The sequence below is a fragment of the Campylobacter concisus genome (assembly GCF_902460575.1).
Lineage (GTDB): Bacteria > Campylobacterota > Campylobacteria > Campylobacterales > Campylobacteraceae > Campylobacter_A > Campylobacter_A concisus_AW.
Map to the genome: position 1 here is coordinate 662,638 of NZ_CABPUY010000001.1, position 23,661 is coordinate 686,298.

General features: G+C 39.8%; 20 protein-coding genes. 6 read left to right on the forward strand and 14 right to left on the reverse strand.

The window, feature by feature from the left end:
• Positions 1 to 3: 3 nt before the first annotated feature.
• Entirely contained in the window at positions 4 to 1,038 is a 1,035-nt protein-coding gene (gene lpxB / locus F3G76_RS03320; RefSeq protein ID WP_149705914.1) for a lipid-A-disaccharide synthase, read from the reverse strand.
• A gap of 102 nt (positions 1,039 to 1,140) precedes the next feature.
• On the opposite strand from lpxB, the gene surE reads away from it, so the two are divergent.
• Together surE and F3G76_RS03330 are read left to right on the forward strand one after the other, a co-directional pair.
• On the forward strand, positions 1,141 to 1,917 hold the full coding sequence (gene surE / locus F3G76_RS03325; protein ID WP_149705915.1) for a 5'/3'-nucleotidase SurE: 777 nt from the start codon (positions 1,141 to 1,143) through the stop codon (positions 1,915 to 1,917).
• Complete coding sequence (locus F3G76_RS03330) at positions 1,907 to 2,557, forward strand: tRNA threonylcarbamoyladenosine dehydratase (RefSeq protein WP_109146826.1); 651 nt, start codon at positions 1,907 to 1,909, stop codon at positions 2,555 to 2,557. The genes surE and F3G76_RS03330 overlap by 11 nt, the downstream gene beginning before the upstream one ends.
• A gap of 815 nt (positions 2,558 to 3,372) precedes the next feature.
• On the opposite strand, the gene F3G76_RS03340 is transcribed toward F3G76_RS03330, so the two are convergent.
• From F3G76_RS03340 to pheS, 9 genes are all read right to left on the reverse strand, one after another.
• Entirely contained in the window at positions 3,373 to 3,984 is a 612-nt protein-coding gene (locus F3G76_RS03340; RefSeq protein ID WP_149705917.1) for a DUF4304 domain-containing protein, read from the reverse strand.
• A gap of 24 nt (positions 3,985 to 4,008) precedes the next feature.
• A complete protein-coding gene (gene efp, locus F3G76_RS03345) occupies positions 4,009 to 4,575 on the reverse strand; it encodes an elongation factor P (protein WP_004317246.1) in 567 nt (188 codons plus the stop codon).
• A 21-nt stretch (positions 4,576 to 4,596) separates the two neighbouring features.
• Positions 4,597 to 6,177, reverse strand: a complete 1,581-nt coding sequence (gene serA / locus F3G76_RS03350; RefSeq protein WP_223227419.1) for a phosphoglycerate dehydrogenase — start codon at positions 6,175 to 6,177, stop codon at positions 4,597 to 4,599.
• Positions 6,171 to 6,653: a hypothetical protein gene (locus F3G76_RS03355; RefSeq protein WP_148788322.1), complete on the reverse strand. Its 483-nt coding sequence runs from the start codon at positions 6,651 to 6,653 to the stop codon at positions 6,171 to 6,173. The genes serA and F3G76_RS03355 overlap by 7 nt, the downstream gene beginning before the upstream one ends.
• A gap of 5 nt (positions 6,654 to 6,658) precedes the next feature.
• Positions 6,659 to 8,335, reverse strand: coding sequence for a 30S ribosomal protein S1 (locus F3G76_RS03360; RefSeq protein WP_148788323.1), 1,677 nt, complete (start codon positions 8,333 to 8,335; stop codon positions 6,659 to 6,661).
• Positions 8,336 to 8,415: 80 nt separating this feature from the next.
• A complete protein-coding gene (locus tag F3G76_RS03365) occupies positions 8,416 to 9,240 on the reverse strand; it encodes a 4-hydroxy-3-methylbut-2-enyl diphosphate reductase (RefSeq protein ID WP_021093116.1) in 825 nt (274 codons plus the stop codon).
• Positions 9,221 to 10,507, reverse strand: a complete 1,287-nt coding sequence (gene aroA / locus F3G76_RS03370; protein ID WP_149705919.1) for a 3-phosphoshikimate 1-carboxyvinyltransferase — start codon at positions 10,505 to 10,507, stop codon at positions 9,221 to 9,223. Before aroA ends, F3G76_RS03365 begins: the two co-directional genes overlap by 20 nt.
• Entirely contained in the window at positions 10,504 to 12,840 is a 2,337-nt protein-coding gene (gene pheT / locus F3G76_RS03375; protein WP_149705920.1) for a phenylalanine--tRNA ligase subunit beta, read from the reverse strand. Before pheT ends, aroA begins: the two co-directional genes overlap by 4 nt.
• Positions 12,837 to 13,832 (reverse strand): phenylalanine--tRNA ligase subunit alpha, encoded by a 996-nt coding sequence (pheS, locus tag F3G76_RS03380; protein ID WP_004317202.1) that lies wholly within the window; start codon positions 13,830 to 13,832, stop codon positions 12,837 to 12,839. The genes pheT and pheS overlap by 4 nt, the downstream gene beginning before the upstream one ends.
• A gap of 118 nt (positions 13,833 to 13,950) precedes the next feature.
• Here pheS and F3G76_RS03385 point away from each other — a divergent pair, with 118 nt between their 5' ends.
• Positions 13,951 to 14,304: a histidine triad nucleotide-binding protein gene (locus tag F3G76_RS03385; RefSeq protein WP_004317216.1), complete on the forward strand. Its 354-nt coding sequence runs from the start codon at positions 13,951 to 13,953 to the stop codon at positions 14,302 to 14,304.
• A 56-nt stretch (positions 14,305 to 14,360) separates the two neighbouring features.
• On the opposite strand, the gene F3G76_RS03390 is transcribed toward F3G76_RS03385, so the two are convergent.
• Genes F3G76_RS03390 through F3G76_RS03405 form a run of 4 tightly spaced genes read right to left on the reverse strand, consistent with a single transcriptional unit; the run spans position 14,361 to position 20,245 of the window.
• Positions 14,361 to 17,240: a DNA-binding transcriptional response regulator gene (locus F3G76_RS03390; protein WP_149705921.1), complete on the reverse strand. Its 2,880-nt coding sequence runs from the start codon at positions 17,238 to 17,240 to the stop codon at positions 14,361 to 14,363.
• On the reverse strand, positions 17,230 to 17,964 hold the full coding sequence (locus tag F3G76_RS03395; protein ID WP_149705922.1) for a hypothetical protein: 735 nt from the start codon (positions 17,962 to 17,964) through the stop codon (positions 17,230 to 17,232). Before F3G76_RS03395 ends, F3G76_RS03390 begins: the two co-directional genes overlap by 11 nt.
• On the reverse strand, positions 17,961 to 19,778 hold the full coding sequence (uvrC, locus tag F3G76_RS03400; protein WP_149705923.1) for an excinuclease ABC subunit UvrC: 1,818 nt from the start codon (positions 19,776 to 19,778) through the stop codon (positions 17,961 to 17,963). Before uvrC ends, F3G76_RS03395 begins: the two co-directional genes overlap by 4 nt.
• The gene (locus F3G76_RS03405; protein ID WP_188116561.1) at positions 19,772 to 20,245 is read right to left on the reverse strand and encodes a hypothetical protein; all 474 of its coding nucleotides are present in this window, start codon (positions 20,243 to 20,245) and stop codon (positions 19,772 to 19,774) included. The genes uvrC and F3G76_RS03405 overlap by 7 nt, the downstream gene beginning before the upstream one ends.
• Before the next feature lie 9 nt (positions 20,246 to 20,254).
• On the opposite strand from F3G76_RS03405, the gene F3G76_RS10435 reads away from it, so the two are divergent.
• The 3 genes from F3G76_RS10435 (at position 20,255) to guaA (ending at position 23,467) form a co-directional block, all read left to right on the forward strand.
• Positions 20,255 to 20,422 (forward strand): LptM family lipoprotein, encoded by a 168-nt coding sequence (locus F3G76_RS10435; RefSeq protein WP_012001408.1) that lies wholly within the window; start codon positions 20,255 to 20,257, stop codon positions 20,420 to 20,422.
• Between the two features lie 113 nt (positions 20,423 to 20,535).
• Positions 20,536 to 21,924 carry a sodium:proton antiporter NhaD gene (gene nhaD, locus F3G76_RS03410; RefSeq protein ID WP_009294572.1) on the forward strand — a complete coding sequence of 463 codons (1,389 nt, stop codon included), beginning with the start codon at positions 20,536 to 20,538 and terminating at the stop codon, positions 21,922 to 21,924.
• A 10-nt stretch (positions 21,925 to 21,934) separates the two neighbouring features.
• Positions 21,935 to 23,467 carry a glutamine-hydrolyzing GMP synthase gene (gene guaA, locus F3G76_RS03415; protein ID WP_103638370.1) on the forward strand — a complete coding sequence of 511 codons (1,533 nt, stop codon included), beginning with the start codon at positions 21,935 to 21,937 and terminating at the stop codon, positions 23,465 to 23,467.
• Positions 23,468 to 23,661: the final 194 nt, after the last annotated feature.

A 23,661-nucleotide genomic window follows, 5' to 3' on the forward strand; every position in this document is an offset into this window, starting at 1 on the left:
TTTTTACTCCATATTTTTTAAAATTTTTACTACATTTTTACTGCTACCATGCCCTAGGTAAGCCCTTAGCTCATCGCAGCCTTTTAAGAATTTTTGCCTATCGCAGCTCTTGTAGGCTCTTAGCAAATTTTCAGCCGTTGCAAACTCTTGGATAAACTCCTCATGAAGCGGCTCTTTGCCCATGAAGTCAAACATTATATTTGCAAGTCCAGCGTGCTTGATCTTTACAAATTTTCTAGCGATGAAAACATCTATCGCTTTTGCCTTATATGCTAGCACAAATGGCGTGCCAATGAGAGCTGCCTCAAGCGTAGCAGTGCCAGAGCAGACAAAGGCAAAGTCGCTCTCATACAAGGCTTCAGGCGTGTTTGAGACGACCTCAAATTCGCTCACATCGCCATAAATTTCACCCACTTTATCAAGCAAAAATGGCGGCACGACAAGCAGCCTTTTTGCTTCTATCTTTTTAGCAAGCTCTCTATAAACTGGCATCAGCCTTGAAATCTCTGACCTTCTTGATCCTGGTAAAAAAGCCACTTTGCCACTGCTACTTAGGCTAGTTTTCTTAAGCTTTATCTCATCCATCAAAGGATGGCCCACGTAGGTCGAGCGACTATAAAATTTAGAGTCAAATGGCAGGATCGAAGCAAGATTGTCACAGTATCTCTCCACAACGCTCACTCTTTTTGGCTTCCACGCCCAAACTTGAGGCAAGATATAGTATGTCACGGCTGCTTTTGCACCGGCCTCTTTTATCGCCTTTGCAAGCGGCAGATTAAAGGCTGGACTGTCTATTAGCAGCACTGCATCAGCCTCTTTTGCCATCTGGCTCATCACTTTCATCGCCTTTTTTGCCTTAAAAATGAGTGGCAAAACCTCGACAAAGCCCATCGCTGAAAACTCGCTGCTTTTCATATATGGTGTGCCAAGCTCTTCGCTAAAAATTCCCATTAGCTCAAATTCGCCCTCGAAATTTTTCAAAATTTCTTTTAAATGCAAATTTGCCGATGGCTCAAGAGCGGAGACTAAAATTTTCATTTACACACTTTCATCAGGTCTTTTTTTGGGGGCATTATACGCAAAAATTCTTTAAAATTTTAAGAAAGCTGTGATAAAATCCAACCCTTTAAAGGATAAAATTTGAAAGAAATTTTGATAACAAATGACGATGGATTTGAGGCGGCTGGACTGCTTGCCTTAAAAGAAGCTTTAAGCGAGCTAGATGGCGTAAATGTCACGATCGTAGCTCCAAGCTCTGAAAAATCAGCCTGCGCTCACTCTTTGACGCTCACAAGGCCTCTTAGGTTTATAAAACTTGATGATAGCTTTTTTAAACTTGACGACGCAACGCCCAGCGACTGCGTCTATCTCGCACTTCATGCACTTTATAATAAAAAACCAGATCTAGTGATAAGCGGCATAAATCACGGGGCAAATTTGGGCGAAGATATCACCTACTCTGGCACGTGTGGAGCGGCGATGGAGGGCGTTTTGCAAGGCATTAGAAGCATCGCTTTTTCGCAGTTTTATGAAAACAACTCACTAAATGAACTTGGCTTTGAGCTAGCAAAAGAGATCGTTAAATTTGTCGTACCAAAGGTGCTAAATGATGAAATTTCGCTAAATCAAAGAGAATTTCTAAATGTAAATATCCCAGCCACAACTAGCAAAAATTTCAAAGGTTATGCCGTCGTGCCAGCTGGCAGACGCACTTACGCCACGCATGCCACGCTTAATCGCAACCCAAGAGGCATCGAGTACTACTGGCTTGGAAACGCCGCACTTGAATACGAAAAAGGCGAGCCAAGCGACATCAGTAAGGTAAATGAGGGCTTTGCAACGATAACGCCCATAAAACTAAACATGACTTCATACGAGAGCTTGGAGAGCTTAAAAGGGAAATTTGATGCAAAATGATAGATTTACAAGGATAAGATGGCTCTTTGGCGAGGATGGTTTTAGCAAGCTTCAAAGCGCAAAAGTGCTAGTTTGCGGAGCTGGAGGCGTTGGTGGGATGTGCGTGGATGCGCTTGCTAGAAGCGGAGTCGGAAGCATCACGCTGATCGATAAAGACATCTTTGACGTGACAAATCAAAACCGCCAAATTTACAGCGAAAACGTAGGAGGCGTAAAGGTGGAGGAGTTTGCCAAAATTTATCCTTGCATCACGCCTATACAGACGCTGATCACGCCTGAGTTTGTCGCTGGATTTGACTTTAGTAAATTTGACGTGGTGATCGACGCGATCGATGATATCGCTGCTAAGATTGCCCTTGCAAACGCAGTAGATCCTAGCAAATTTATAGCCTCTATGGGTGGTGCAAAAAGGGTCGATCCTACAAAAATAAAGGTGGCTAGCGTTTGGAAAACATCGGTCGATCCACTAGCTAGAAAATATAGATATGAGCTCAAAAAATCAGGCTTTAGCGGTAAATTTGACGTGGTTTTTTCAACAGAAGAACCACTTTGCAAACCACTTGGCAGCTTCATGGGCGTAACTGCCTGCTTTGGGCTAAATTTAGCCTCACTAGCTGTTAAAAAGATAGTTGAACAGTAAACCTAAATTTACACTCCGAGCAAAATTTCAAATTAGAGCTAAAATTTTGGATAAATTGAACAGCCAGCTCTACAATACACAAATTTAACAATCCAAGATGAGCATCTAGCAAATTTTAAAATTTGTGAACGAGTAATTTTAGTAGCAATTCTTGTGAGTGAATGAAATTTTAAAATTTGCAAAGATAGCTTGATTAAATTTATAAATTTTTTTATTCAAAAGGGAGACAAGGGGACTCAAGTTACGAGGCCGTCCCCTTATCCCCCTTTTTAAATCCCCCAAACCCCTCGCACGTTAGAGGTACATGCAACGGTGCTTCGCACTGCATGCGGTTAAAAACTCAAGCAAATTTTAAAATTAGAGCTGACATATCATGTCTTTAAATTTAGTACTAAACGATGTGCAGCCTAAAATTAGTAGTCTGCTAAGGCGAGTGAATAAGATTTTAAAATTTGCAAAAGTAGATTTTTATAAATTTAAATTTTTTATCAAAAAGGGTGACAAGGGGCTTGAATTTTGCTTCTCAGGCTCGCAACTGCAGAATAGACACTAAAAACCGTCCCTTTATCCCTCTTTAGCCTCACGTCTACTTGCAGTTACGAGACGAAGCCAGAGCGAAAACCTCTCGCACCTTCAAAATGCATGCTTTAATGCTGGTGCATCGCAAACCACAACAAATTTCTATTTTAAAATATAGCTTTAAATTTATAAGTCCTAAATTCTAGTAAGTAGTTTAAATAAATAAAAATTTAAAATAGACGCAAAGTTTACATATTTATCTGATCGTACTTGCTGTTTTTACAACCAAATGCGATTTAACATTTAAATTTTGTCTCATCTTTTTTATATTTTCTAAGTAGCTCATTTATCTGGTTTTCAAATTTACCCCACCTTGCCTCACTGCCGTGCTTTGCGAAGAGCTTTTTGGCATGAGAGATCAAAATTTCACTTTTATCTTTTATCAAAAGATATTCGTAGAGCTGATTTATCGCTGCAAGGCCGTTTTGTTCGAGCATTAGTTCTATTAAATTTTCCTCCGAGCTATTTTGCTCAAAAAATTTAAAAACAAAGCCAAGGTCGTTTGCTACATTTTCATAAATTTTAGTCACGTCACTATCTGGCTCTAGCTCGTAGTATGCAGCAGCCGTGCGAGTGATTTCATGTGCTCTAGCTCTAAAATGGCACTCATACTCTTTTGGCTTGCTAAGCGCTTCTTTGCCAAGAGTGGCCTCTATAAAAGGGGCGTAAATGCCGCAATTTATATAAAATCTCGTGCGCTCTGAGCCATTGCCGCTGCTTTTTTGAAAATTTACAACATAGATAAAATTTGGAGTATTTTTGTAGAAATTTAAAGCGCTCTTGCTAAAGCCATTATCCTTAAATAGCGGCTTTAGCAGAGCGATAAGCTCGTCAAATTTCTCTTTCATAAATTTAACGTGCCAGATGTATGGTTATTTATTTGCGCGCTCGATGTACTCGCCACGAACGGTATCAACGCGGATGACCTCGCCTTCTAGTACGTGAAATGGTATCTGAACTACCGCACCACTCTCAAGAGTAGCTGGCTTTTTGCCGCCTTGTGTGTCGCCCTTGAAATTTGGTGGAGTTTCAACTATCTTGAGCTCGACTACTTGTGGCACTTCAACGCCGATTGCGTTGCCGTTGTGAAATAAAATTTCAACCATCATGCCATCGATCATCCATTTTTTAACATCGCCCACATCCTCGTCGCTGATCGCAACTTGCTCGTAAGTAGTCGTGTCCATAAACTGGCAAAACTCACCATCATCATAGAGGTACTGCATCTCTTTTTCTTCAAGATGCGGCTGCTCGCACTTATCGCCTGCGTGAAAAGTCTTTTCAAGAACCTTTCCGTCGACAAAAGACTTGATCTTTGCACGAACAAAAGCTGCACCCTTGCCCGGTTTAACGTGTTGATATTCTACGATTTTATAAGGAACGCCGTCGATCTCGATCTTTAGTCCCTTTTTTAGATCGCCCATTGAATATGAAGCCATTTTTTATCCTTTCGTAATTTGTTATATAACTGCGTATTGAGCCCAAACACAAGCTTCAAGTGCGTTTAATCTCTCTAGCGTTTCTGTTTTTATATGTTCATCAACCAAGATGACCGCAAGCGCCATGCCGTGTTCATCTCTACCAAGACGGAAGTCTGCGATGTTTATCTTCTCGTCAGCTAAAATTTTACTGATCTGAGCGATAACACCTGGTACGTCGTGGTTTTTAAAGATGATCATCTTGCCTTTTGGCTTGAAGTCAGTCTTAAAGCCATTTACGGTTACTATGCGTTGTTGATTTTCCCCAAAGACCGTGCCGCCAACGCTTACGATGCCGTTTTCAGTCGTAAGACGAACTGTGATCTTGTTTTTAAAGATACTGTCTCCACCTGTGCTAGTTTCGGTAGTTATGCCTTTTTCGTCGCATAAAAATTTAGCATTTACGTAGTTTATCGCATCGCCAAGACTCTCTTTTAAAGCGCCCACAATCGCAAAAGTTAGCATTGAATTTGCATATTCGCCAATCTGCCCGTGAGTCTCTATGCGGATAGCTTTGATGGCACTTTTGTTTATCTGAGCTGCAAGAAATGCCATCTTGCTTGTAAGATCGATATAAGGCTCAACAAATGGCGGTAGATCTTCTGTTTTGATAGGTAAATTTAAAGCGTTTGGATAGCTTATACCGCGTGCTGCCAAGATAGCTTGCTCGACTGCCTCTACTGCGATGTTGCGCTGCGACTCAAGGGTGTTTGCTCCAAGATGAGGTGTGACGCTTACATTATTTAGATCAAGAAGCGGATGGCTTGTCGCTGGCTCTTTTGTAAAAACATCGATACCAGCAAATGCTATCTTGCCACTTTTTAGCCCTTCATAAAGCGCCTCTTCGTTATAAAGACCACCTCTAGCGCAGTTTATAAGCCTTACGCCATTTTTCATCTTTGCTATCTCTTTAGCGCCGATCATATCGGTTGTCTCTTTGGTCTTTGGAGTGTGGATCGTGATGAAGTCGCATGCCAAGATGTCATCAAAATTTTTAGTATAAGTGCCGCCCATATCGATGACTTTAGATGGATCGATATATGGATCGTATGCGATGATATCCATGCCAAAAGCTTTTGCGCGAGCTGCTACTCTTGAGCCGATGTTACCAAAGCCGATCACGCCTAGCTTTTTCTTAAAAAGCTCAACTCCATACCACTTCTCGCGTTTCCAAATTCTATCTAGTTTTAGATCGTTGTGAGCGTATTCAAGTGATCTTGCAGCTGCTAGCATGTGTGCCATAGTTAGCTCAACTGCTGCGATAGTATTTGCAGTTGGGACGTTCATAGCGATGATGCCTCTTCTTGAACAGCCATCTATATCAACGTTATCCACGCCAACACCAGCTCTAACGATAGCTTTTAGCTTCTTACCAGCTTCTAAAAACGCTTCATTTACCTCAGTCGAGCTTCTAGTGATCGCTACATCAGCCTCGCCTAAAATTTTTAAAAGCTCATCTTTTGGGGTATTAACTGCGTCTATTACATTTATGTCTTGTTCTTTTTTTAAAAGTTCAAAACCTACTGGGTGTATCGCATCACAAACAATGATAGTTTTCATAATTTTACCTCTCTCACACTTGAGTGGATATCATAAACTCTTAACTGCAAAATGATATTTTGCAAAAGCCTTGAGTCTTGGGTATTTAAAAAGATCTGGCTCTTAGCGCCATCTCTTACTACAGTAAAATCAACCTCACTATTTCTTAAAGTCTGCATCAAGCAAAACATAGAGTAGATGTCGTTTTTATCTATCAAAAGTTCGTATGCTGTGATCTTTGGCTTTTCTATCTTAGGTCGGTTGTATTCTATAAAAATTTCATTTACGGGCAATACGTAATCTTTTTTCTTAATAGTTGCCAGCTCGTTGATCCAGTTTTCACTGCCGGCTGTATTTTTGGTTATATTTTGCTCACTTGTAATATTTTTTTCAGTAGTTTGGCTGAAATTTACGCTTGCAAATTTAACAAGATAAATTCCAACCAAACCTAACATCACAAAGAGCAGAACAACTACTAATAAAAGCGTGCGTCTGCCCATTTATACTAGCGTAATTGTTCTTTTATGATGTCGCCAAGTGTTACTTTATCGTCGTTGTCGTTGATCTCATTTAACACTTCACGCTCTTTTTGTTTTGCTAAACGGCGTATACTTAGGCGAATTCTATTTTTCTTCTCATCGATAAATGCGATAGCAGCTTCGATCTCGTCGCCAATTTTTAGCGTGTTTGCATCTACGCTACCTAGATCTTCTTTGCGGATTAACGCATCGACATTATCGCCAAGCTCAACAAACACGCCAAAATCTTTAATGTCACGGATCGTTCCTTTTACGATGTCGCCTACACTAAATTTATTAGCAAATGCCTGAACTGGACTTTGTTTTAGATCTTTTAGGCTTAGAGAAATTTTTTGCTCAGCGCTGTCGATCTTGATGATCTTTACTTCTAGCTCATCGCCAGCTTTGAACATATCTTTGCACTTATCATTTCTATCCCAAGATGCATCTTCGTTGTGTAGCAAGCCCTCAACGCAGCCTACTCTAACAAATGCGCCAAAATTTGTGATAGTTGTCACAACGCCTTTTACTACGTCGCCCTCTTTAAATTTCGCTTTAAATTCATCAAATGGCTTTGGAAGTAAATTTTTAAGGCTCACTCTTAAGCGATGTCCTTTTGCGTCTATTTCTATAACCTCAACATCGATCTCTTGACCTTCACTGATGTGATCTTTTGGATTTTTGATATTTTTGTCCCATGAAATTTCAGATATGTGTAAAAATCCTTCAATATCATTTCCAAGATCGACAAATGCGCCATAAGGCTCGATATTGCTAACTGTTACTTTTATAGTGTCGCCAACTTCTAGGCCGTCGCTTATGATCTCTTCCCAAGGATCTGGAGTAGCAGCCTTGATAGATAGAGATAGGTGGCGTTTTTCGTTGTCATAGCTGATAACTTTAACTAAAACTTTATCGCCTTCTTTGTATAAAGAGCTAGGATTTACTGGGCCTTTGTAGCTTATCTCGCTGTAATGCACAAGTCCGTCTACACCGCCCACATCAACAAACATACCATAAGTTGTGATCTTCTTAACTGTGCCCTCTATAACGCTATCGTTTTCTACTATATTTGATAGAGCTTCTTTGCGTTTTTTGCGGTCGTCGTCTAAAATTTTCTTTCTTGAGACAACGATGCTATTCTCTTCTTTATCGACTTTTATAACTCTTACTTTGTATGATTTTCCAACTACACCCTCAGCGTTTTTAAATCCGCTGTGCGTTCTTGGTAAGAAAAATTCTACGCCATTTGCGTCTTGAGTGATAAAACCACCTTTATTTTTTCCAACTACTTTTACGTCGATTTCGCCAGAATTTTCAGGATCGTAAGCTTCGATGAAAGCTTTAACTTTCTCTTTTCTAAGTGCTTTTTTGTGCGACACTATAGGTCTTCCATTTCTTGATCCAGTTATTACAACTTTGATCGTATCGCCAACTTTATGCGTCAGGTTGCCGTTTGCGTCAGTGATCTCAGAAACATTTAAAATGCCTTCTGACTTCTTGCCAACGTCGATTAAAACCTCATCACCATTGATACTGACGATCTTTGCGTCACTATCTTCTTCAGTCTTTTTAAAAGACTCCTCTAACATCGCAGCAAAATCGATATCTTCGATATCTTCGTCTTTTGCTTTTCCTAATTGAACACTTTTGTTCACAGCCATCTTGATCCTTTAAATTTTATTATGCCAGTAGAGGCAAATTGGCTTATTATAGTTAATTGTGGCTTTAGCTAGGATAAATTTTATACTTTTTTGATTCTGTCAACGACTTTTTGTATGATCCAGTCAGGTGTGCTAGCGCCCGCACTTATGCCGCACAAATTTTTGCCGTCAAACCATGATCTTTCAAGCTCTTCTTCGCTTTCAATAAGATAGCTATCTTCGCAGAAATTTTTAGATATTAGGTAGAGTTGTTTTGTGTTTGAGCTGTTTTTTCCGCCGATGATTATCATCACGTCAGCCCTTTTTGCTAAATTTTTAGCAGCCTCTTGGTTTTCAAATGTCGCATTGCAGATCGTGTTAAAAACGCGCAGCTCTTTTACATGAAGCATGAGATAGTTTGCGATCTGCATAAATTTCTCAACTTTTCTAGTAGTTTGGCTAACGAGCGCGACCTTTTGCTTAAATTTAATGCCCTCTAGCTCGCTCTCTTCAAGCACGACATAGACATTGCCCTTGGCATACGACTTCACGCCTTTTACCTCTGGGTGATGCATATCGCCAAAGATCACCACATCATAGCCCTCTTCGCTCATTTTTTCACAAATTTGTTGTGGCTTTGTCACAAACGGACAAGTTGCATCGATCACTTTTATATCGGTCTTTTTTAGCTCTGCAAGGTCGTTTTTAGTGATGCCATGAGTGCGGATGATCGCCTTTTTCTCATCTTTTAGCTCATCTATGCCCTCAAGTGTCTTTACATTGTAGTTTTTCTCAAGCCTGTTTATCTCTTCGTTATTATGGATGAGCGGGCCGATAGTTGCGGCATCTCCAGCGTTTTCAGCTATCTTTATCGCTCTTTTTACGCCGAAGCAAAATCCATAACTACTAGCAAGTTCGATCTTCAACTCTAGCTCCCATTTTCTTTAAAATTTCAGCAAAATTTGGAAACGAAGTAGCGATAAATTCGCTCTTTTCTATCTGCATGCCACATTTTAGTCCAAGTATGGCAAAGCTCATGGCGATCCTGTGATCTCCGTGGCTATCTATCGTGGCAAATTTCGCCTCAGAGCCATTTATAATAAAGCCGTCTTCAAGCTCGCTAGCATCGACACCACACTGCTTTAGTGCATTTATCGTGACAGCTATCCTGTCGCTCTCTTTTACGCGAAGCTCTTTTGCATTTGTTAGCTTGCTTTGACCCTTAGCGCAGGCAAATGCGATGGCTAAAGCTGGGGCTTCGTCGATGAGCCACGAGATATTTTCGCTAACCTCTACACCTTTTAAATTTGGCGAGTATCTAACTTCAATATCGCCGATATCTTCGTATTTGCTTGAGGTTTTATGAAATTTTATCTCAGCGCCCATTTTTTCTAAAACTCTGTAAGCTTCGATGCGAGTTTTATTTAGCAAGATATTTTTTAAAATAATGTGCGAATTTGGGATGATTAAAGCTGCGACTGCAAAGAAAAATGCCGAGCTTGGGTCATTTGGCACGTCTATATCAAGTGGCGCAAGTGGGCCTTTCATCGGCTCTAGAGTGATCTCTAGCTCGTCACGCTTTATATCAGCTCCCATGCCTGCAAGCATACGCTCAGTGTGGTCTCTGCTTAGCTCTGGCTCGCTAAATTTGCAGCCATTTGAGTAAAGAGCCGCTAGCAAAAGCGCGCTTTTTACCTGAGCTGAGGCGATCTTGCTATCAAAACTAAATCTTTCAAATTTCGTCCCTCTTATGCAAAGAGGAGCGTTGTTTGCGTTATTTGCACCATCTATCTTTGCACCCATATCGCTTAGAGGCTTTGCTATCCTTGCCATCGGGCGAGAATTTAAATATTTATCGCCACTTAGCACGAAAAAGCCGTCCTGCGCGGCTAGTAGCCCCATAAAAAGCCTCATCGCCGTGCCAGAGTTGCCACACTCTAAAATTTCATTTGGCTCTTTTATCTTTTGTGGCGGAGTGATCGTTATCTCAGCGCCATTATCTTCGATCTTTGCGCCAAGGAGCTCGACTATTTTTAAGGTATTTAGAGTGTCGCCTGCTCTTAGGTAGTTTCTAACGCGAGATGGCTTGTCACTTAAAAGCGAAAACATCGCGCATCTATGCGAGATAGACTTGTCAGCTGCGATGTCATCGATGGTTAAATTTAGACTTTTTTCTAGTGGATAAATTCTCATCTTATTCCGATATTTAGTTTCTCTTTTAGCTCGCTTAAAATTTTATCCATAAGCGCGTTTATATCGTCATCTTCGAGCGTTTTTTCCATATCTTGGAATGTAAATTTAAGGCTAAGGCTAATCGCGCCGTTTAGTTTTGCATCTTTATAGATATCAACCGGCAAGAACTCTTTTAGCTCTTTTAAATTTAGCCCTCTTATGCACTCATAAATTCGTCCAGCCTCGAAATTTTCAGGCACGATGAGGCTAAGATCCCTTGTAGTGCTTTGAAATTTTGAGTATGGTACCGCTAAGATCGGCTCAAATTTAAGTTTTGCAAAGTCTATCTCACAGACATAAGTTTTAGGTAGATCCCTTTTTGCCTCTACTCTTGCATCGACTCTGCCGATATAGCCGATCTTTTCGCTATTTTGATAGATATGTGCCTGCTCGTATGGGCTAAGATACGAAATGCCCTGGCAAGGTTTTAGCTCAAATTTACCTATGACATTTTGCACCATCGCTGCAAATGCGTAGAAATTTGCCTCCTCGCCCTTTGCACCGTTTATAAGTGTTGGCTCTTTTAAAAGGCCTGATACGACAAAGCCTAAATTTAAGCCTTGGTTTGCATTTTCGTCAAAGACTTCGCCAAGCTCAAAAAGTCTAACTGAGCGTTTTGAGTTTTTGATGTTTTTCTCGCTTGAGCTTAGAAGGTGATTAACAAGTGCTGGCCTAAGCGTGTTTAGCTCGTTGTTTATAGGATTTAGTATCTTGATTTTGCAAGGTTTGAAATTTAGCTCACTTAGCTCATCAAGGCTGTCAAATACGTAGTGCACGCTTTCAAAAAAGCCATTATCAGCTGCACGGCGCCTTAAATTTAAAGCATTTTTATAGTCAAAATATGTCTTATTTAGCCTATTTTTCTCAGAAAAATTTAGCGGCGTTGAGGCGATATTGTCGATGCCTATTATCCTTACGATCTCCTCGCAGATATCATGAGAATTTACGATATCGTGGCGAAATAACGGCACTTTTACGTTAAAGCTCTCTTGCTCAACATTTACCGCGATCTCAAAGCCAAGTTTCTTTAAAATTTTAACGACATCGTTTCTTGCAACCTCTTGACCGATCATATTTTTAAGATCGCCAAGTGAGATACTAAGCGTGATAGGCTCGGTGCCAAGTAGCGACTGCTGTGATCCTGCAAAAAGACTTAGGTTATCTTTAAAGCTAGCTAGTCTTTTAAAAAGATAGTCCGCCCCGTAAGCTAAATTTGGCTCGCTGCCGCGGCTTGAGCGATACACTTGATCGCCTTTTGGTAAATTTTTATTTTCAAAAATGGCTTTTGAGACAACATCTGGTTTTACGTAGCTAGCCTCTACCAAGATCACCTTTGAGCCCTCATCGACCCTAGCTTCATCGCTTTGGTAAATTCCAGCAACACCTAAATTTTTATCCTCACAAAAGACCACGCACTCGCCATTTTCGCCATTTTTTATGTCAAAAACTGCCTTTTCGCCCTCGCCTACAAGCTTAGCGTGATCATAAGCTCTAAACAAGACGCCCGTGCAAAATGTCGCGTATTCAAGCAGTCTTTCTACTAAATTTGTCTTTTGACAATCAATTAGAGCTAGCCTCAAGCGAGTTAGTAAATTTTCACTTAATGCATTTTTTAGCTCAAATGCTTTATACAAAAACGAGCCATTTACCTTATCTTCAGTTCGCACAGATGCGATCCTGCCGATGCCTAGTAAATTTTCGCTATCTTCATTTTCGTGGCTTTCTTTCATATTTAGATCAAGTGCGGTGCAAATTTCTCTTGCGATGCCGTGTAAATTTTGGCAGTCACCCCTATTTGCTGTGACATCAACCTCGATGATCACATCTTTAAACGCTTCAAATTCGCCAAGGCTTGTGCCAAGTTTTAGCTTGCCGATGCTCTCATCAAGTGGCAAGATGCCGTCATTTGTCTTAGGTAGCCCTAACTCAGTTGAAGAGCAGATCATACCGCATGATTCGATACCTCTTAGCTTTGCCTTTTTGATCTCAAGGCCATTTGGCATCGTCGTGCCAATGAGCGCGACTGGCACAAACTGACCAGCCTCGACGTTTTTAGCCCCACACACGATCTGAAGCGTTTCGCTGCCAACATCAACCTGACAAACGCTTAGCTTATCGGCATCTGGGTGCTTTTCTCTGCTTTTTACGTAGCCAACTACGACGCTTTTTGGTAAATTTATCTCTTTATAGCTATCAACTTCTAAACCGATTGAATTTAATGTCTTTGAAAGTGTCTCGCCGCTAACCTCGCTAAGATCGACCCACTCGTTTAACCAATGCTTTGAAATTATCATTTAAACTGCTCCAACAATCTTAAATCTCCCTCAAAAAGTGACCTTAGATCAGGCACTCTATGAAGCAACATCGCAAATCTCTCAACCCCAAGGCCAAAGGCATATCCACTTACATTTTTATAGCCAACCGCCTTAAATACATTTGGATCAACGACGCCACATCCAAGCACCTCAAGCCAAGTAGTCTGCTTGCACACCCTGCAGCCCTTGCCATGGCAGAATATACAACTAATATCAACCTCTGCGCTAGGCTCCGTAAATGGAAAAAAGCTAGGGCGAAAACGCACTTCAACGTCGCCAAACATGTGCTTTAAAAAGCCCTCTAACATTGATTTTAAATTTGCAAAGCTAACTTTCTCAGCATCCTCCACCACAAGGCCCTCAACCTGATGAAACATCGGTGTATGCGTTAAGTCCATATCACGTCTAAATACCGTACCTGGCGCTATCATGCGAATAGGCGGCTTTTGATTTAACATAGTTCGCACCTGAACTGGGCTTGTATGCGTCCTTAAAAGTCTAAAATCATCTAGGTAAAACGTATCTTGCATATCCCTTGCTGGGTGGTATTTTGGTAAATTTAGCGCCTCAAAGTTGTGAAAATCATCTTCTATAAGCGGCCCGGTCTCGAGCGAGAAATTTAGAGCTAAAAAGTACTCAATTATCTTATCCATTGTAGCCATCACAGGGTGCAGCGCCCCGCTAGCAACAGGCTCGTTAAAGAGCGTGATATCAGCGGCCTCTTTTTTCATCTTATTATCTATCTCTTGCTCGCTAAGCTCAGCCTTTTTAGCTTCTATAAGCGCGCTTAGTTCATCTCTTTGCTTGTTTAAATTTGCTGCAAATTCCTTTTTCTCATCCTCGCCAAGCTCTTTTAGCTTTGCAAAGCCTTGTGCCAAGATGCCCTTTTTGCCAAAAATTTCTACCCTGACTTTCTCAAGATCATCAAGAGTTGAAATTTCATTTTTGATTTTATTAATGAAATCTTGCAATTTTTTACCTTTATGAATTTTTGCATCGATTTTATAGAAAAAGAGTTAAAATCAAGATAAAAAGCGCGAAATTTAAGCACACTTTGATATAATTTCTCAAACTTTCAAAGGAGCTAAAATGACCATATTTGAAAAGATCGTTGCTGGTGAAATTCCTTGCAACAAAGTGCTTGAAAGCGAGAAATTTCTAGCTTTTAACGACATCAACCCAAAAGCGCCGATCCACATCCTCATCATCCCTAAAAAACACTACAAAAACTTCCAAGAGATGGATCCAGTTTTGATGGGCGAGATGACTAAATTTATCCAAGAAGTGGCGAGCTTAATGGGCGTTGATAAGAGCGGATACCGACTCATAACAAACTGCGGCGAAAACGGCGGTCAAGAGGTTATGCACCTACACTTTCACCTGCTTGCTGGCGCAAAACTTGGCTGGAGCGAAGGCGTAGCTGATCCACAAAGCACATTTTAAAAAAAATTTAGACTCTTTTTGAGTCTAAATTTCACTTCAAATTTTTACTTCAAAACTCAAACCTTAAATTTTATAAATTTAAAGTTATTCTTTAGTTCATTTTGGGTCGAATTTATCTCGCTAAGCTCTGATTTTACGAAGTTTGTAAGCTCTATCTTGCTCACGCTTGGAGATAGGATTTTTATATACTCTTTTTGGTTTTTAAGCTCTAAGTTGTTGCTAAAAAGAAGCACTCTGGCATCTAGCTTTAGCCCAGCTCTAAGCTCAGATATCGTAGCTAAAAGCTCTTTTATATCAAAGCCCTCTGCCGTTTCATCCACAAGTGCTAGAGAGCAAGGTTTTGTCTTTATCTTTATCAAAAACTCGCTAAAGCTATTTGCGACCTCAAGCGTGTTTTGAAACTCGCCAAGAGCTCCAGCAAATATCTTATTTTCAAGCTTTGTGCTCTTGTAAATCACTATGTTTTCATTTTTACTAAAGTATCTATTTTCTTTACTTGGCTTATAGTTTTTTATAAATTTAGGCAAAATTTGATTTAGCTCATCTTTGCTAAAAGGCTTTCTGATCTTCTCATCAAACGCTGGCAGCAGCTCTCTTTCAGGGATATTTGAGGTATTTGAGACCACGGCGACTAAATTTAGCTTCTCTTCTTGAAGCGATCTTATCTCTTTTACGAAATTTGCCACGCCATTTTCAAAAAATGAAGCATCGATAAAGACCGCGTTAAATCTATTTAAAAGAAGTGCTTGTTTAAGCTCTTTGTGGCTGCTAACGCCTATGACTTCGCAGTCTAAGAAGCTAAAAGCGCGCGAAAACATCTCAAGACTAAGTGGGTTTTTGTCGCAAAGCAAAAAGAGCACCTTCTCTTCAGCCAAGCTCTCGCCCCTATTTTTCTCCATATAGACAAGCCGCGCAACGCTAAGTGGCGTGAGCGGATCTTTTAGTAAGACAGCATTTTTTATATTTATATTTTTACTCGCACTCTGCCTTGCAAAGACGATATCGTAGTTTTTAGCTTGTGCTTGGTTGTTTGAGATGATATTTTGAAACCTAAGCCCCATATCTTCTAAAGTAGCTGCGAAAAATTCATTATATTTTGCATTTATATCAGGCAGATACGCGATCCTTAGCTCGTGATTTAGGCTGAAATTTTGTAGTTTTTGCACCTTTTTTAGACTAAGGATAAATTTAAACTCATTGCCAGCTCCGCCAAGCGTGCTTATATCAAGGCTTGAGTTAAAAAGCTTTAGATAAAAGCTAGCAAGTCTTAGATAAAACTCGCTATTTTCGTCATTTATCTCATTTTCATCTTCTGCGTTTAAAGCTTTTATCTGCTCTTCATTTATGAAAATTTGATTTGTCCTTATCTTTGTTTCGATGAGCAAAAGACCGCTTTGACTAAGGGCGTCGCTGACATTTTTTATCTCTACTATCAAGTTGGCAAATTTATCGCATTTTGTCACGACAGCTTGCATGATAGAGCCAAAGACGACGCTTATCTTCTCGCTATCGCCCTCTAGCTCGTCGCTGATGTTTGCATCAAGATAGGTTAAGAAATTTAGCTTTTTCTCTTGCGTAAAAGGTATCTGCGCTTCAAGGATGTTTGAAAACAAAATTTGTGGGTTAAATGGCTTTAAATTTAGTCCAACTTCGCCATTTCTGCTATCAAGTAAGCCTTTTATATTGCTGTAATTTATCGCGATTATCTGGCTATTTTTTTCTAAATTTTCAAAAACAAGCTCATTTTTAAGGACATTTTCATCTTTTTTTAGCGTAGCGACCGAGCTTAAAATTTGCTCTTTTGAGAGGTAAAATTTCTTATTTAGCCTAACAAGCAGTCTATCTTTTATCGCGGCAAAACTTCTTTCTTGCTCATATTTTTGAAGTAGCTCTTTATATAGCGCGATGAAACTTTCTATTAAATTTTGTGGATTTCTATCACCTCTTTTTAAAATCTCATCTCTTACAAGCTTCATTTTTTGGTTTAAATTTTCTAGAGCTTTTAGCCAGATATATGTTTTATAGCCAGCGTAAAAGAGCCAAAGCGATAGAAAAAACATCAAAAATATTAGACTAAGCACCTTTACTCTAAAGTTATCATTTAGTCTCTTTAGCTCGTCACTTAAGACATTTGCTATCTTGCTAAAGAGCTTGGCTCTATTGCTTTCAAAGGTATATATCTGCAAAATTTCATCACGTGTTAGCTCATTTTTTAGCTTTAGCTTAAAGCGGATCTCGTCATAACCTTGCGTAGTCTCTATATTATCAAGCCTATCTATATCTCTTATTATGTTGTCTTTTATATCGCCATTTGGGAGTAAATTTGCATTTATATCGTTGTATTTAAGGCTATCTAGAGATTGTTTTAACAAACTTTCAGTAATTTTTTCTTTACCCATAAGCACAGCCAAGATATGCTCTTTTGTGGTATTTACGTTTTGAAGTAGCTCATAGGCTCTGATTAAAGAGAGTATATAACGCTTCATATTAATATCTAAAGCAACATCTCTAAATAAAATTTGCCCACTTTCTACGACAGAATTTGCTAACTCAACAAAGCTAAGAAACGAGAGATTAGAGCTCTCCCAACTTGCATTTGCGTTTTTTAAAACTTCATTTAGCCTATCTCTTATCCTTTTATCATCTGGTGTGTTAGAAAGAGTATTTGATAAACTTTTTACAAACAAATTCTTAGCAGCATTTGCCTCTCTTAAAGCCGTCTCGTCTTGTGGCGACCTAGTTTTTTCATATCTTTCGTAAGCAATTCTTTCTGAAACGATCGCATCTAAGGTTTTTCTTATCAAACTTTCTCTTTTTACCTCGCTATTTATGCCATAAGAGATCCTAAATTTATCAAAGTAGAGTGCGCCATTATAAAAGCAAGCGAAAGCCGCCAAAAATATCGGCAAAAGAACTAAAAATTTACTAACCCTCATTGCCAAGCCTTTTTGAAAATTTATTGCAAAGCGTGCTTATTTCGCCTAGTCTTTCGTTTATCTGAGCGATCTTTTTGATCTTGTTTGGTCTAGTAAGAAGCGCATCGAAATTTGCCACAAGCGGAGTGATCTTTAAATTTAGCGCTGGCTCTTTTAATATCTTTATGCTCTCTTCTAAAAATTTAGCATCTCGCGCTTGCACCGCACTTTGGATAAAGATCATCTTGTCTTTGGCCTTGCTTAAAAATATACCAAGATAGGTCGCAAACTCGCTTTTGCTTAAATTTAAAAAGCTGGCTGTCTCGCTAAACCAGCTCTCGTTTAAGACCTCTTCTTCTTTATCCAAAAGCTCTTTTTCATCTACCTTTAAATTTGGCAAGCGAAGCTTTGTCTTTGCTTTTATCGCAGCTTGCTGGTTTTGGCTGTAAATTTCTGTTTGATCGAGGATTAAAAGCTCAAAATACTCTTCATTTTTTACTGAGCTGATCTTTGAAAATTTAAGCGTCGCATTTAAAATTTTGCCGTTTTTGGTCTTTAAATTTACTCTTAAATTTGGTCTTTTAGCTAGATAGTCTATGAAAACTCCAGGCTCTTTGTAGTCTAAAACTAGCTCGTCAATGTCTTTATGCTCGCTTAAAAACTCCCTTATATCTTTAAATTCAAGCAGACCAAGAGAGATATCTCCCATCGCTAAAATTTGACCGTTTTTGTCGTATATTATCACTTCAAATTTCCTTCTTTGAGCGTTAAAAGCTTTGCCGCTACGCTTTTGTTTGTTATTTTTGCCACTTCGTCTAAATTTGCTTCGCTGATTTTATCAAAACTTCCGTAAAAGCTGATTAATTTCGCGATACTGCCCTCAGATACGCCAGCTTGTCTTAGCACTGATCTTTGCATATCGTTTTTTTGCCTTGTTTTTCTATGAAAACTGATGACAAATCTATGGCTCTCATCACGCATTTTTTGGAAAAACTGCAGCTTTTTATCGCTCGTGCTTAGGCTAAAACTGCCATTTTTTGTATAAATTTTATCCTTTGCCTCGCCCTTTGCGCGGTGAGCTTTGGCGTCTATTTTTTCTTTTGAGATAGCGATCACATCGACGTTTGCCCCGCTGCTTGCTAAAATTTCGCAGGCTAAGCTTAAAAGCGCTTCGCCACCATCAATGACCCAAAGATCAGGCGGACTAAGCTTATCAAACCTAAGCGCTCTGGCAGTGAGGCTCTCTCTCATCTGATCGTAGTCGTTTTTGGAGCTTAGGTGCATGTGGCGGTAGTTTTGCTTCGCCCACTCGCCATGCTCATAGCGCACCATCGCCCCGACACTTGCCTCGCCAAAAAGGTGCGAGTTATCGTAGGCTTCGACCACGTAAGGCGTGTGAGCTAGATTAAAATACTCTTTTATCTCGTTTAGTAGCTCGTTATCGTGCGTTTTTAGGTATTTTTCGATGCTAACTTCAGCGTTTTTTGTAGCGATCTCGCAAATTTTACGCTTATCGCCTATTTTAGGGCAAGTGATGCTAAATTTACGCCCAAATCTCTCGTTTAAAATTTCCTCCACCAGCTCGCTATCTTCAAAGTTTTCATTGACGTAAATTTTAGTGCTGATTATTGGCTGACCAGCGATGAAACTTTTTAAAATGGCCTGCTTATAAGCCTCGTTTATCTCGTCTTTTTGAGCGTTTTTAGCCTGCGTGATATCGGTTTTTACGCCTGTTATCTTGCCACTTTGCACGCTAAATCTCACCGCGCAGATCATATCATGCACGCAAGCGACTGAGTAGGCTTCAAAGTCTTCAAGCTTGGCTAGATCAACTTCAACCTTTGTTTGCATATTTTTAAGCGTTTGCATCTTATCTCTAGTCGCGGCTGCTTGCTCGTAGTCTTCGGCCTTAGCGTAGTTTAGCATGAGCTCTTCAAGGCGAGCGATTAGCAAATTTGGATTTTGCAAAGCGGCTGTGGCGTCAGCGACTATTTTGGCGTAGTCTTCTTTTGAAATTTTGCCCTCGCATGGGGCGTAGCAACGTTTTAGCTGATAAAATAGGCAGGCTTTTTTGCCTTTGATGCAGGACTTTTTTTGAACTAGGTTGAAATTTAGATAAAGCGCCTCAAGAAGCTCTCCTGCTCCACTAAAATATGGCCCAAAATAGCGTATATTTGAGCCTTTTACAACCTTTCTAGTGATCTCAAATCTAGGGAATTCATCGTTTAAATTTATAAAGATATAAGGGTAGGTCTTATCGTCACGAAGCAAGATGTTGTATTTTGGCTTAAGCTGTTTGATAAATGAATTTTCAAGTATGAGCGCGTCTGCCTCGCTTGGCGTGACGATGTATTCAAGGTGCACGGCCTCGCCTATCATCTTTGAAATTCTTGGGCTTAGCTTTTCAGCTGGAGCTAAGCTTGGGGTAAATTTAAAGTAGCTTTTGACCCTGTTTTTTAAAATTTTGGCCTTGCCGACATATAAAAGTCTGTTTTGAGCGTCAAAATACTGATATACGCCAGGCTCGTTTGGAAGCGTTCTTATCTCGTCTATTAGCATCTTGCCTGCTCGTTTTTATTTAGCAAAATTTCTCTTAGCTCTTCAAATTTCTTATAAATTTGCTCATTTGTGGCTAAATTTTTAAACTCACCCTTGCTTGCTGGCGTTATAAAATTTGACCTTTGCGTAGGTTGTGGCGTGAAAAATTTTAGATATTTACTCACGATAAATCTTATATTTTCTTCTTTTTTATTTTTTATATAGTTGATCTCATTAAGAGGTTTTGGCTCGATGACGCTTGCAAAAATGCTATTTTTATTAAATTTACAAAAGGTTTTTAATAACCCTTTTATATCATTTATACTACTATCACGTCTAAGCTCCAAAAGCCCTGAGGGATGAGTGAGAACGAAGGTTAAAATGCCTTCTCTAACGTAGCAAAAAGCTATATAAAATCGCTTTGCTTTACCCATGAGGCGAAGAAGCTCTTGGCACTCGTCTGCCATGCTTAATTTTTCTTTATACAAAGGATTTTCGTGGATAGCATCTATCATAAATTTGGCGTCTTTCATAAGGCAATCTTATCATCTTTTATTTTAATTTTCGCTCTTTTTGCACTTAGTGGTTGCGGCTACAAGGACGATCCATTTTATGGCGATGCACCTGTGAAAGAGAAAAAAACTGACAAGATCAATAAAATTTGATCTTAAATTTCGCGTAAGATAAAAATGTAATGCAAGCTTAATAAATTTAACTAACCTAAATTTTAGGCTCATTTAAGTAAAATACGCAAATTTTTATCTTACAAGGAGAGTATATGAGGTTATTTGGACTTCTAGGCTTGTTTTTTGCTATAGCCTTTGGTGCTGACGGAGAAGCTGCGGCTATTGACTTAACTACTACATGGGCGGGAATTTTATCGCTTATCATTTTTGTTGTTGGATACTTTTTCATAGCAGCAGAAGAGAATTTTCACATCGACAAGGCAAAACCTGCCATCTTTATCGGCACTTTTATGTTTTTGCTAATCGGCGTTTATATGCTTATAAACGGCATGGATGTGCATTCGCTAGAGCACGAGGTAAATCACCTGATCTTAGAGATAGCTCAGATCGTATTTTTCTTAATGGTAGCGATGACATTTATCGAAGCACTCGTCGAAAGAGATGTATTTAACGCGCTTAAATACAACCTAGTTTCAAAAGGCTACACCTACAGAAAGCTATTTTGGCTAACTGGTATTTTGGCGTTTTTCATTAGCCCAGTGGCTGATAACCTAACAACAGCGCTTATCCTATCAACCGTTCTTTTAACGATAGATAGAAACAATACAAATTTCTTAGTCGCAGGTGCGATAAACATCGTCGTAGCAGCAAATGCAGGCGGAGCATGGAGTCCATTTGGCGATATCACTACACTTATGGTTTGGGCAGCTGGCAAGTCACCATTTTTAGACTTTTTCGCACTTTTCCCAGCTTCATTTATCGGCTGGTTTGTGACAGCGTTTTTACTTTCACGCATCGTGCCAAATACTGCGCCTCATTTTGACGTGGCAAATGAGCCAAAAGTGGTTATGAAAAAGGGCGGTAAAGCGGTTATCTTTATAGGTGCATTTACTATCTTTTGTGCAGTTATGATGCACCAGTTATTTCACTTACCAGCGATGTGGGGCATGATGTTTGGCTTCTCACTGCTTAGCCTTTATACATATTATTTCAAAAAAGCTCACAAAGACGAAGAGCCTATGAACGTCTTTCACTACATGTCAAAGATCGAAAATAACACGCTATTTTTCTTTTTCGGAATTTTAGCTGCAGTTGGCGCTCTTCACTTTGCTGGATTTTTAAATTACGCTGTGTCACTTTATGATAAATTTGGCTCAACACCTGTAAATATCGGAGTTGGCTTCCTCTCAGCAGTCGTTGATAACGTCCCTGTTATGTCAGCCGTTCTAAAAGCAAATCCAGCTATGGGAGCTGATGCGGGCGAGGCTATGAGTCAGTGGCTACTAGTGACACTTACAGCTGGTATCGGTGGTTCGATGATCAGCTTTGGCTCAGCAGCTGGCGTTGGAGTAATGGGTAAATTAAAAGGAATTTATACCTTTGGTGCGCATATGAAATATGCATGGATGGTAGTTTTAGGATACATCGTATCACTCATTGTTTGGTATGTGCAGTTTGAAATTTTTCACATCTACTTTTAAAAGGTTATAAATGAACAATACGATTATAGTTTTGGACTTTGGCTCGCAGTATACTCAGCTAATAGCTAGAAGGCTAAGAGAAGAAGGAGTTTATACTGAAATTTTGCCATTTAACGCAAAACTAAGCGATATAAAGGCAAAAGATCCAAAAGGTATCATTCTAAGTGGTGGTCCAGCTAGCGTTTATGCCAAAGATGCCTACTTTTGCGATAACGGCGTCTTTGAGCTAAACATCCCTATACTTGGCGTTTGCTACGGTATGCAGCTACTTGCTCACACGCATGGTGCTGAGGTTTTAGCAGCTGATCACAAAGAGTACGGTAAGGCTGAACTTAGCGTCGTAAAAGAGCACGATCTTTTTAAAGATACACCTTCAAAACAAATCGTATGGATGAGCCATAGCGACTATGTAAAAGACCTGCCAAAGGGCTTTGAGGCGATTGCGGTCAGCGAAAATTCGCCTTATTGTGCTTTTGGCGATGATAAGCGTAAATTTTATGCGATCCAGTTTCATGCAGAGGTGCAACATAGCGAGTATGGCACGCAAATTTTAAAGAATTTTGCTAAATATATCTGTGGCTGCGAGAGCACATGGAACATGGGAAGCTTCGCTAAAAATAAGATAGAAGAGATCAGAAAAACAGTGGGCACTCACAAGGTGCTTTGCGCAGTTAGCGGTGGTGTGGATAGCTCTGTGACTGCAGCACTTTTAGCGGCTGCTGTGCCTGAAAATTTGATCCTTGTTTTTGTCGATAACGGACTTCTTAGAACAAACGAAAAAGAGCAAGTTGAAGCTACATTTAGAACAAAGCTTGGTGTTGAGCTAGTTAGTATAGATGCGAGTGAGATCTTTCTTGGTCGCTTGGCTGGTGTCGTTGATCCTGAGAAAAAACGCAAGATCATAGGCGAGACATTTATAGAAATTTTTGAAAAAGAGGCTAAGAAGCATGGCGATGTGAAATTTCTAGCTCAAGGCACTCTTTATACTGATATCATCGAAAGCTCAGTTGTTGGCTCAAGCAAGACGATAAAGAGCCACCACAATGTTGGAGGTTTGCCTGATTGGATGACATTTGAACTAATAGAGCCTTTAAGAGAAATTTTTAAAGACGAGGTTAGAAAGCTAGGACTTGAGCTAGGACTAAGTCGCGAGCTAGTTTTCCGCCATCCTTTCCCTGGACCTGGCCTTGCTATCCGCATCATGGGCGAGGTAAATAAACCAAGTCTTGAGCTGCTTCGTAAAGCTGACGTGATCTTGCGCGATGAGCTAAAAAGTAGTGGCTGGTATAACAAAACTTGGCAGGCATTTTGCGTACTTTTAAATGTAAATTCTGTTGGTGTTATGGGCGATAACCGCACCTACGAAAACGCTGTTTGCGTGCGCGTGGTAGATGCAAGTGATGGCATGACTGCAAGCTTTTCAAGGCTTCCTTATGATCTGCTTGAAAACGTAAGCCGCCGCATTATAAACGAGGTCAATGGCATAAACCGCGTAGTTTATGACATCTCAAGCAAGCCACCTGCAACTATCGAGTGGGAGTAAGAACCCCTTAATTAAAGCTGGCCGATAGATGATATATTACGCCAGCTTTAATCCTGAAATCAAAATATAAAATTAGTTCTTTTAAATAAATACTTTCAATAAGATATTTAAACACAAAAAAGAGCACTTGAATTTATACCTTTTTTATTTTAAAGTAAAAATGTAGAGTAAAGTTACACAACGAAATTTCAGTT

What these genes read in the sequence shown, in the direction of transcription:
- F3G76_RS03385 (WP_004317216.1), top strand. Translation starts at nt 13,951, where the DNA reads ATGACCATATTTGAAAAGATCGTTGCTGGTGAAATTCCTTGCAACAAA.
- F3G76_RS03330 (WP_109146826.1), top strand. Translation starts at nt 1,907, where the DNA reads ATGCAAAATGATAGATTTACAAGGATAAGATGGCTCTTTGGCGAGGAT.
- F3G76_RS03390 (WP_149705921.1), bottom strand. Translation starts at nt 17,240, where the DNA reads ATGAGGGTTAGTAAATTTTTAGTTCTTTTGCCGATATTTTTGGCGGCT.
- F3G76_RS03360 (WP_148788323.1), bottom strand. Translation starts at nt 8,335, where the DNA reads ATGGCTGTGAACAAAAGTGTTCAATTAGGAAAAGCAAAAGACGAAGAT.
- uvrC (WP_149705923.1), bottom strand. Translation starts at nt 19,778, where the DNA reads ATGCTAATAGACGAGATAAGAACGCTTCCAAACGAGCCTGGCGTATAT.
- guaA (WP_103638370.1), top strand. Translation starts at nt 21,935, where the DNA reads ATGAACAATACGATTATAGTTTTGGACTTTGGCTCGCAGTATACTCAG.
- aroA (WP_149705919.1), bottom strand. Translation starts at nt 10,507, where the DNA reads ATGAGAATTTATCCACTAGAAAAAAGTCTAAATTTAACCATCGATGAC.
- lpxB (WP_149705914.1), bottom strand. Translation starts at nt 1,038, where the DNA reads ATGAAAATTTTAGTCTCCGCTCTTGAGCCATCGGCAAATTTGCATTTA.
- pheT (WP_149705920.1), bottom strand. Translation starts at nt 12,840, where the DNA reads ATGATAATTTCAAAGCATTGGTTAAACGAGTGGGTCGATCTTAGCGAG.
- F3G76_RS03340 (WP_149705917.1), bottom strand. Translation starts at nt 3,984, where the DNA reads ATGAAAGAGAAATTTGACGAGCTTATCGCTCTGCTAAAGCCGCTATTT.
- F3G76_RS03355 (WP_148788322.1), bottom strand. Translation starts at nt 6,653, where the DNA reads ATGGGCAGACGCACGCTTTTATTAGTAGTTGTTCTGCTCTTTGTGATG.
- nhaD (WP_009294572.1), top strand. Translation starts at nt 20,536, where the DNA reads ATGAGGTTATTTGGACTTCTAGGCTTGTTTTTTGCTATAGCCTTTGGT.
- efp (WP_004317246.1), bottom strand. Translation starts at nt 4,575, where the DNA reads ATGGCTTCATATTCAATGGGCGATCTAAAAAAGGGACTAAAGATCGAG.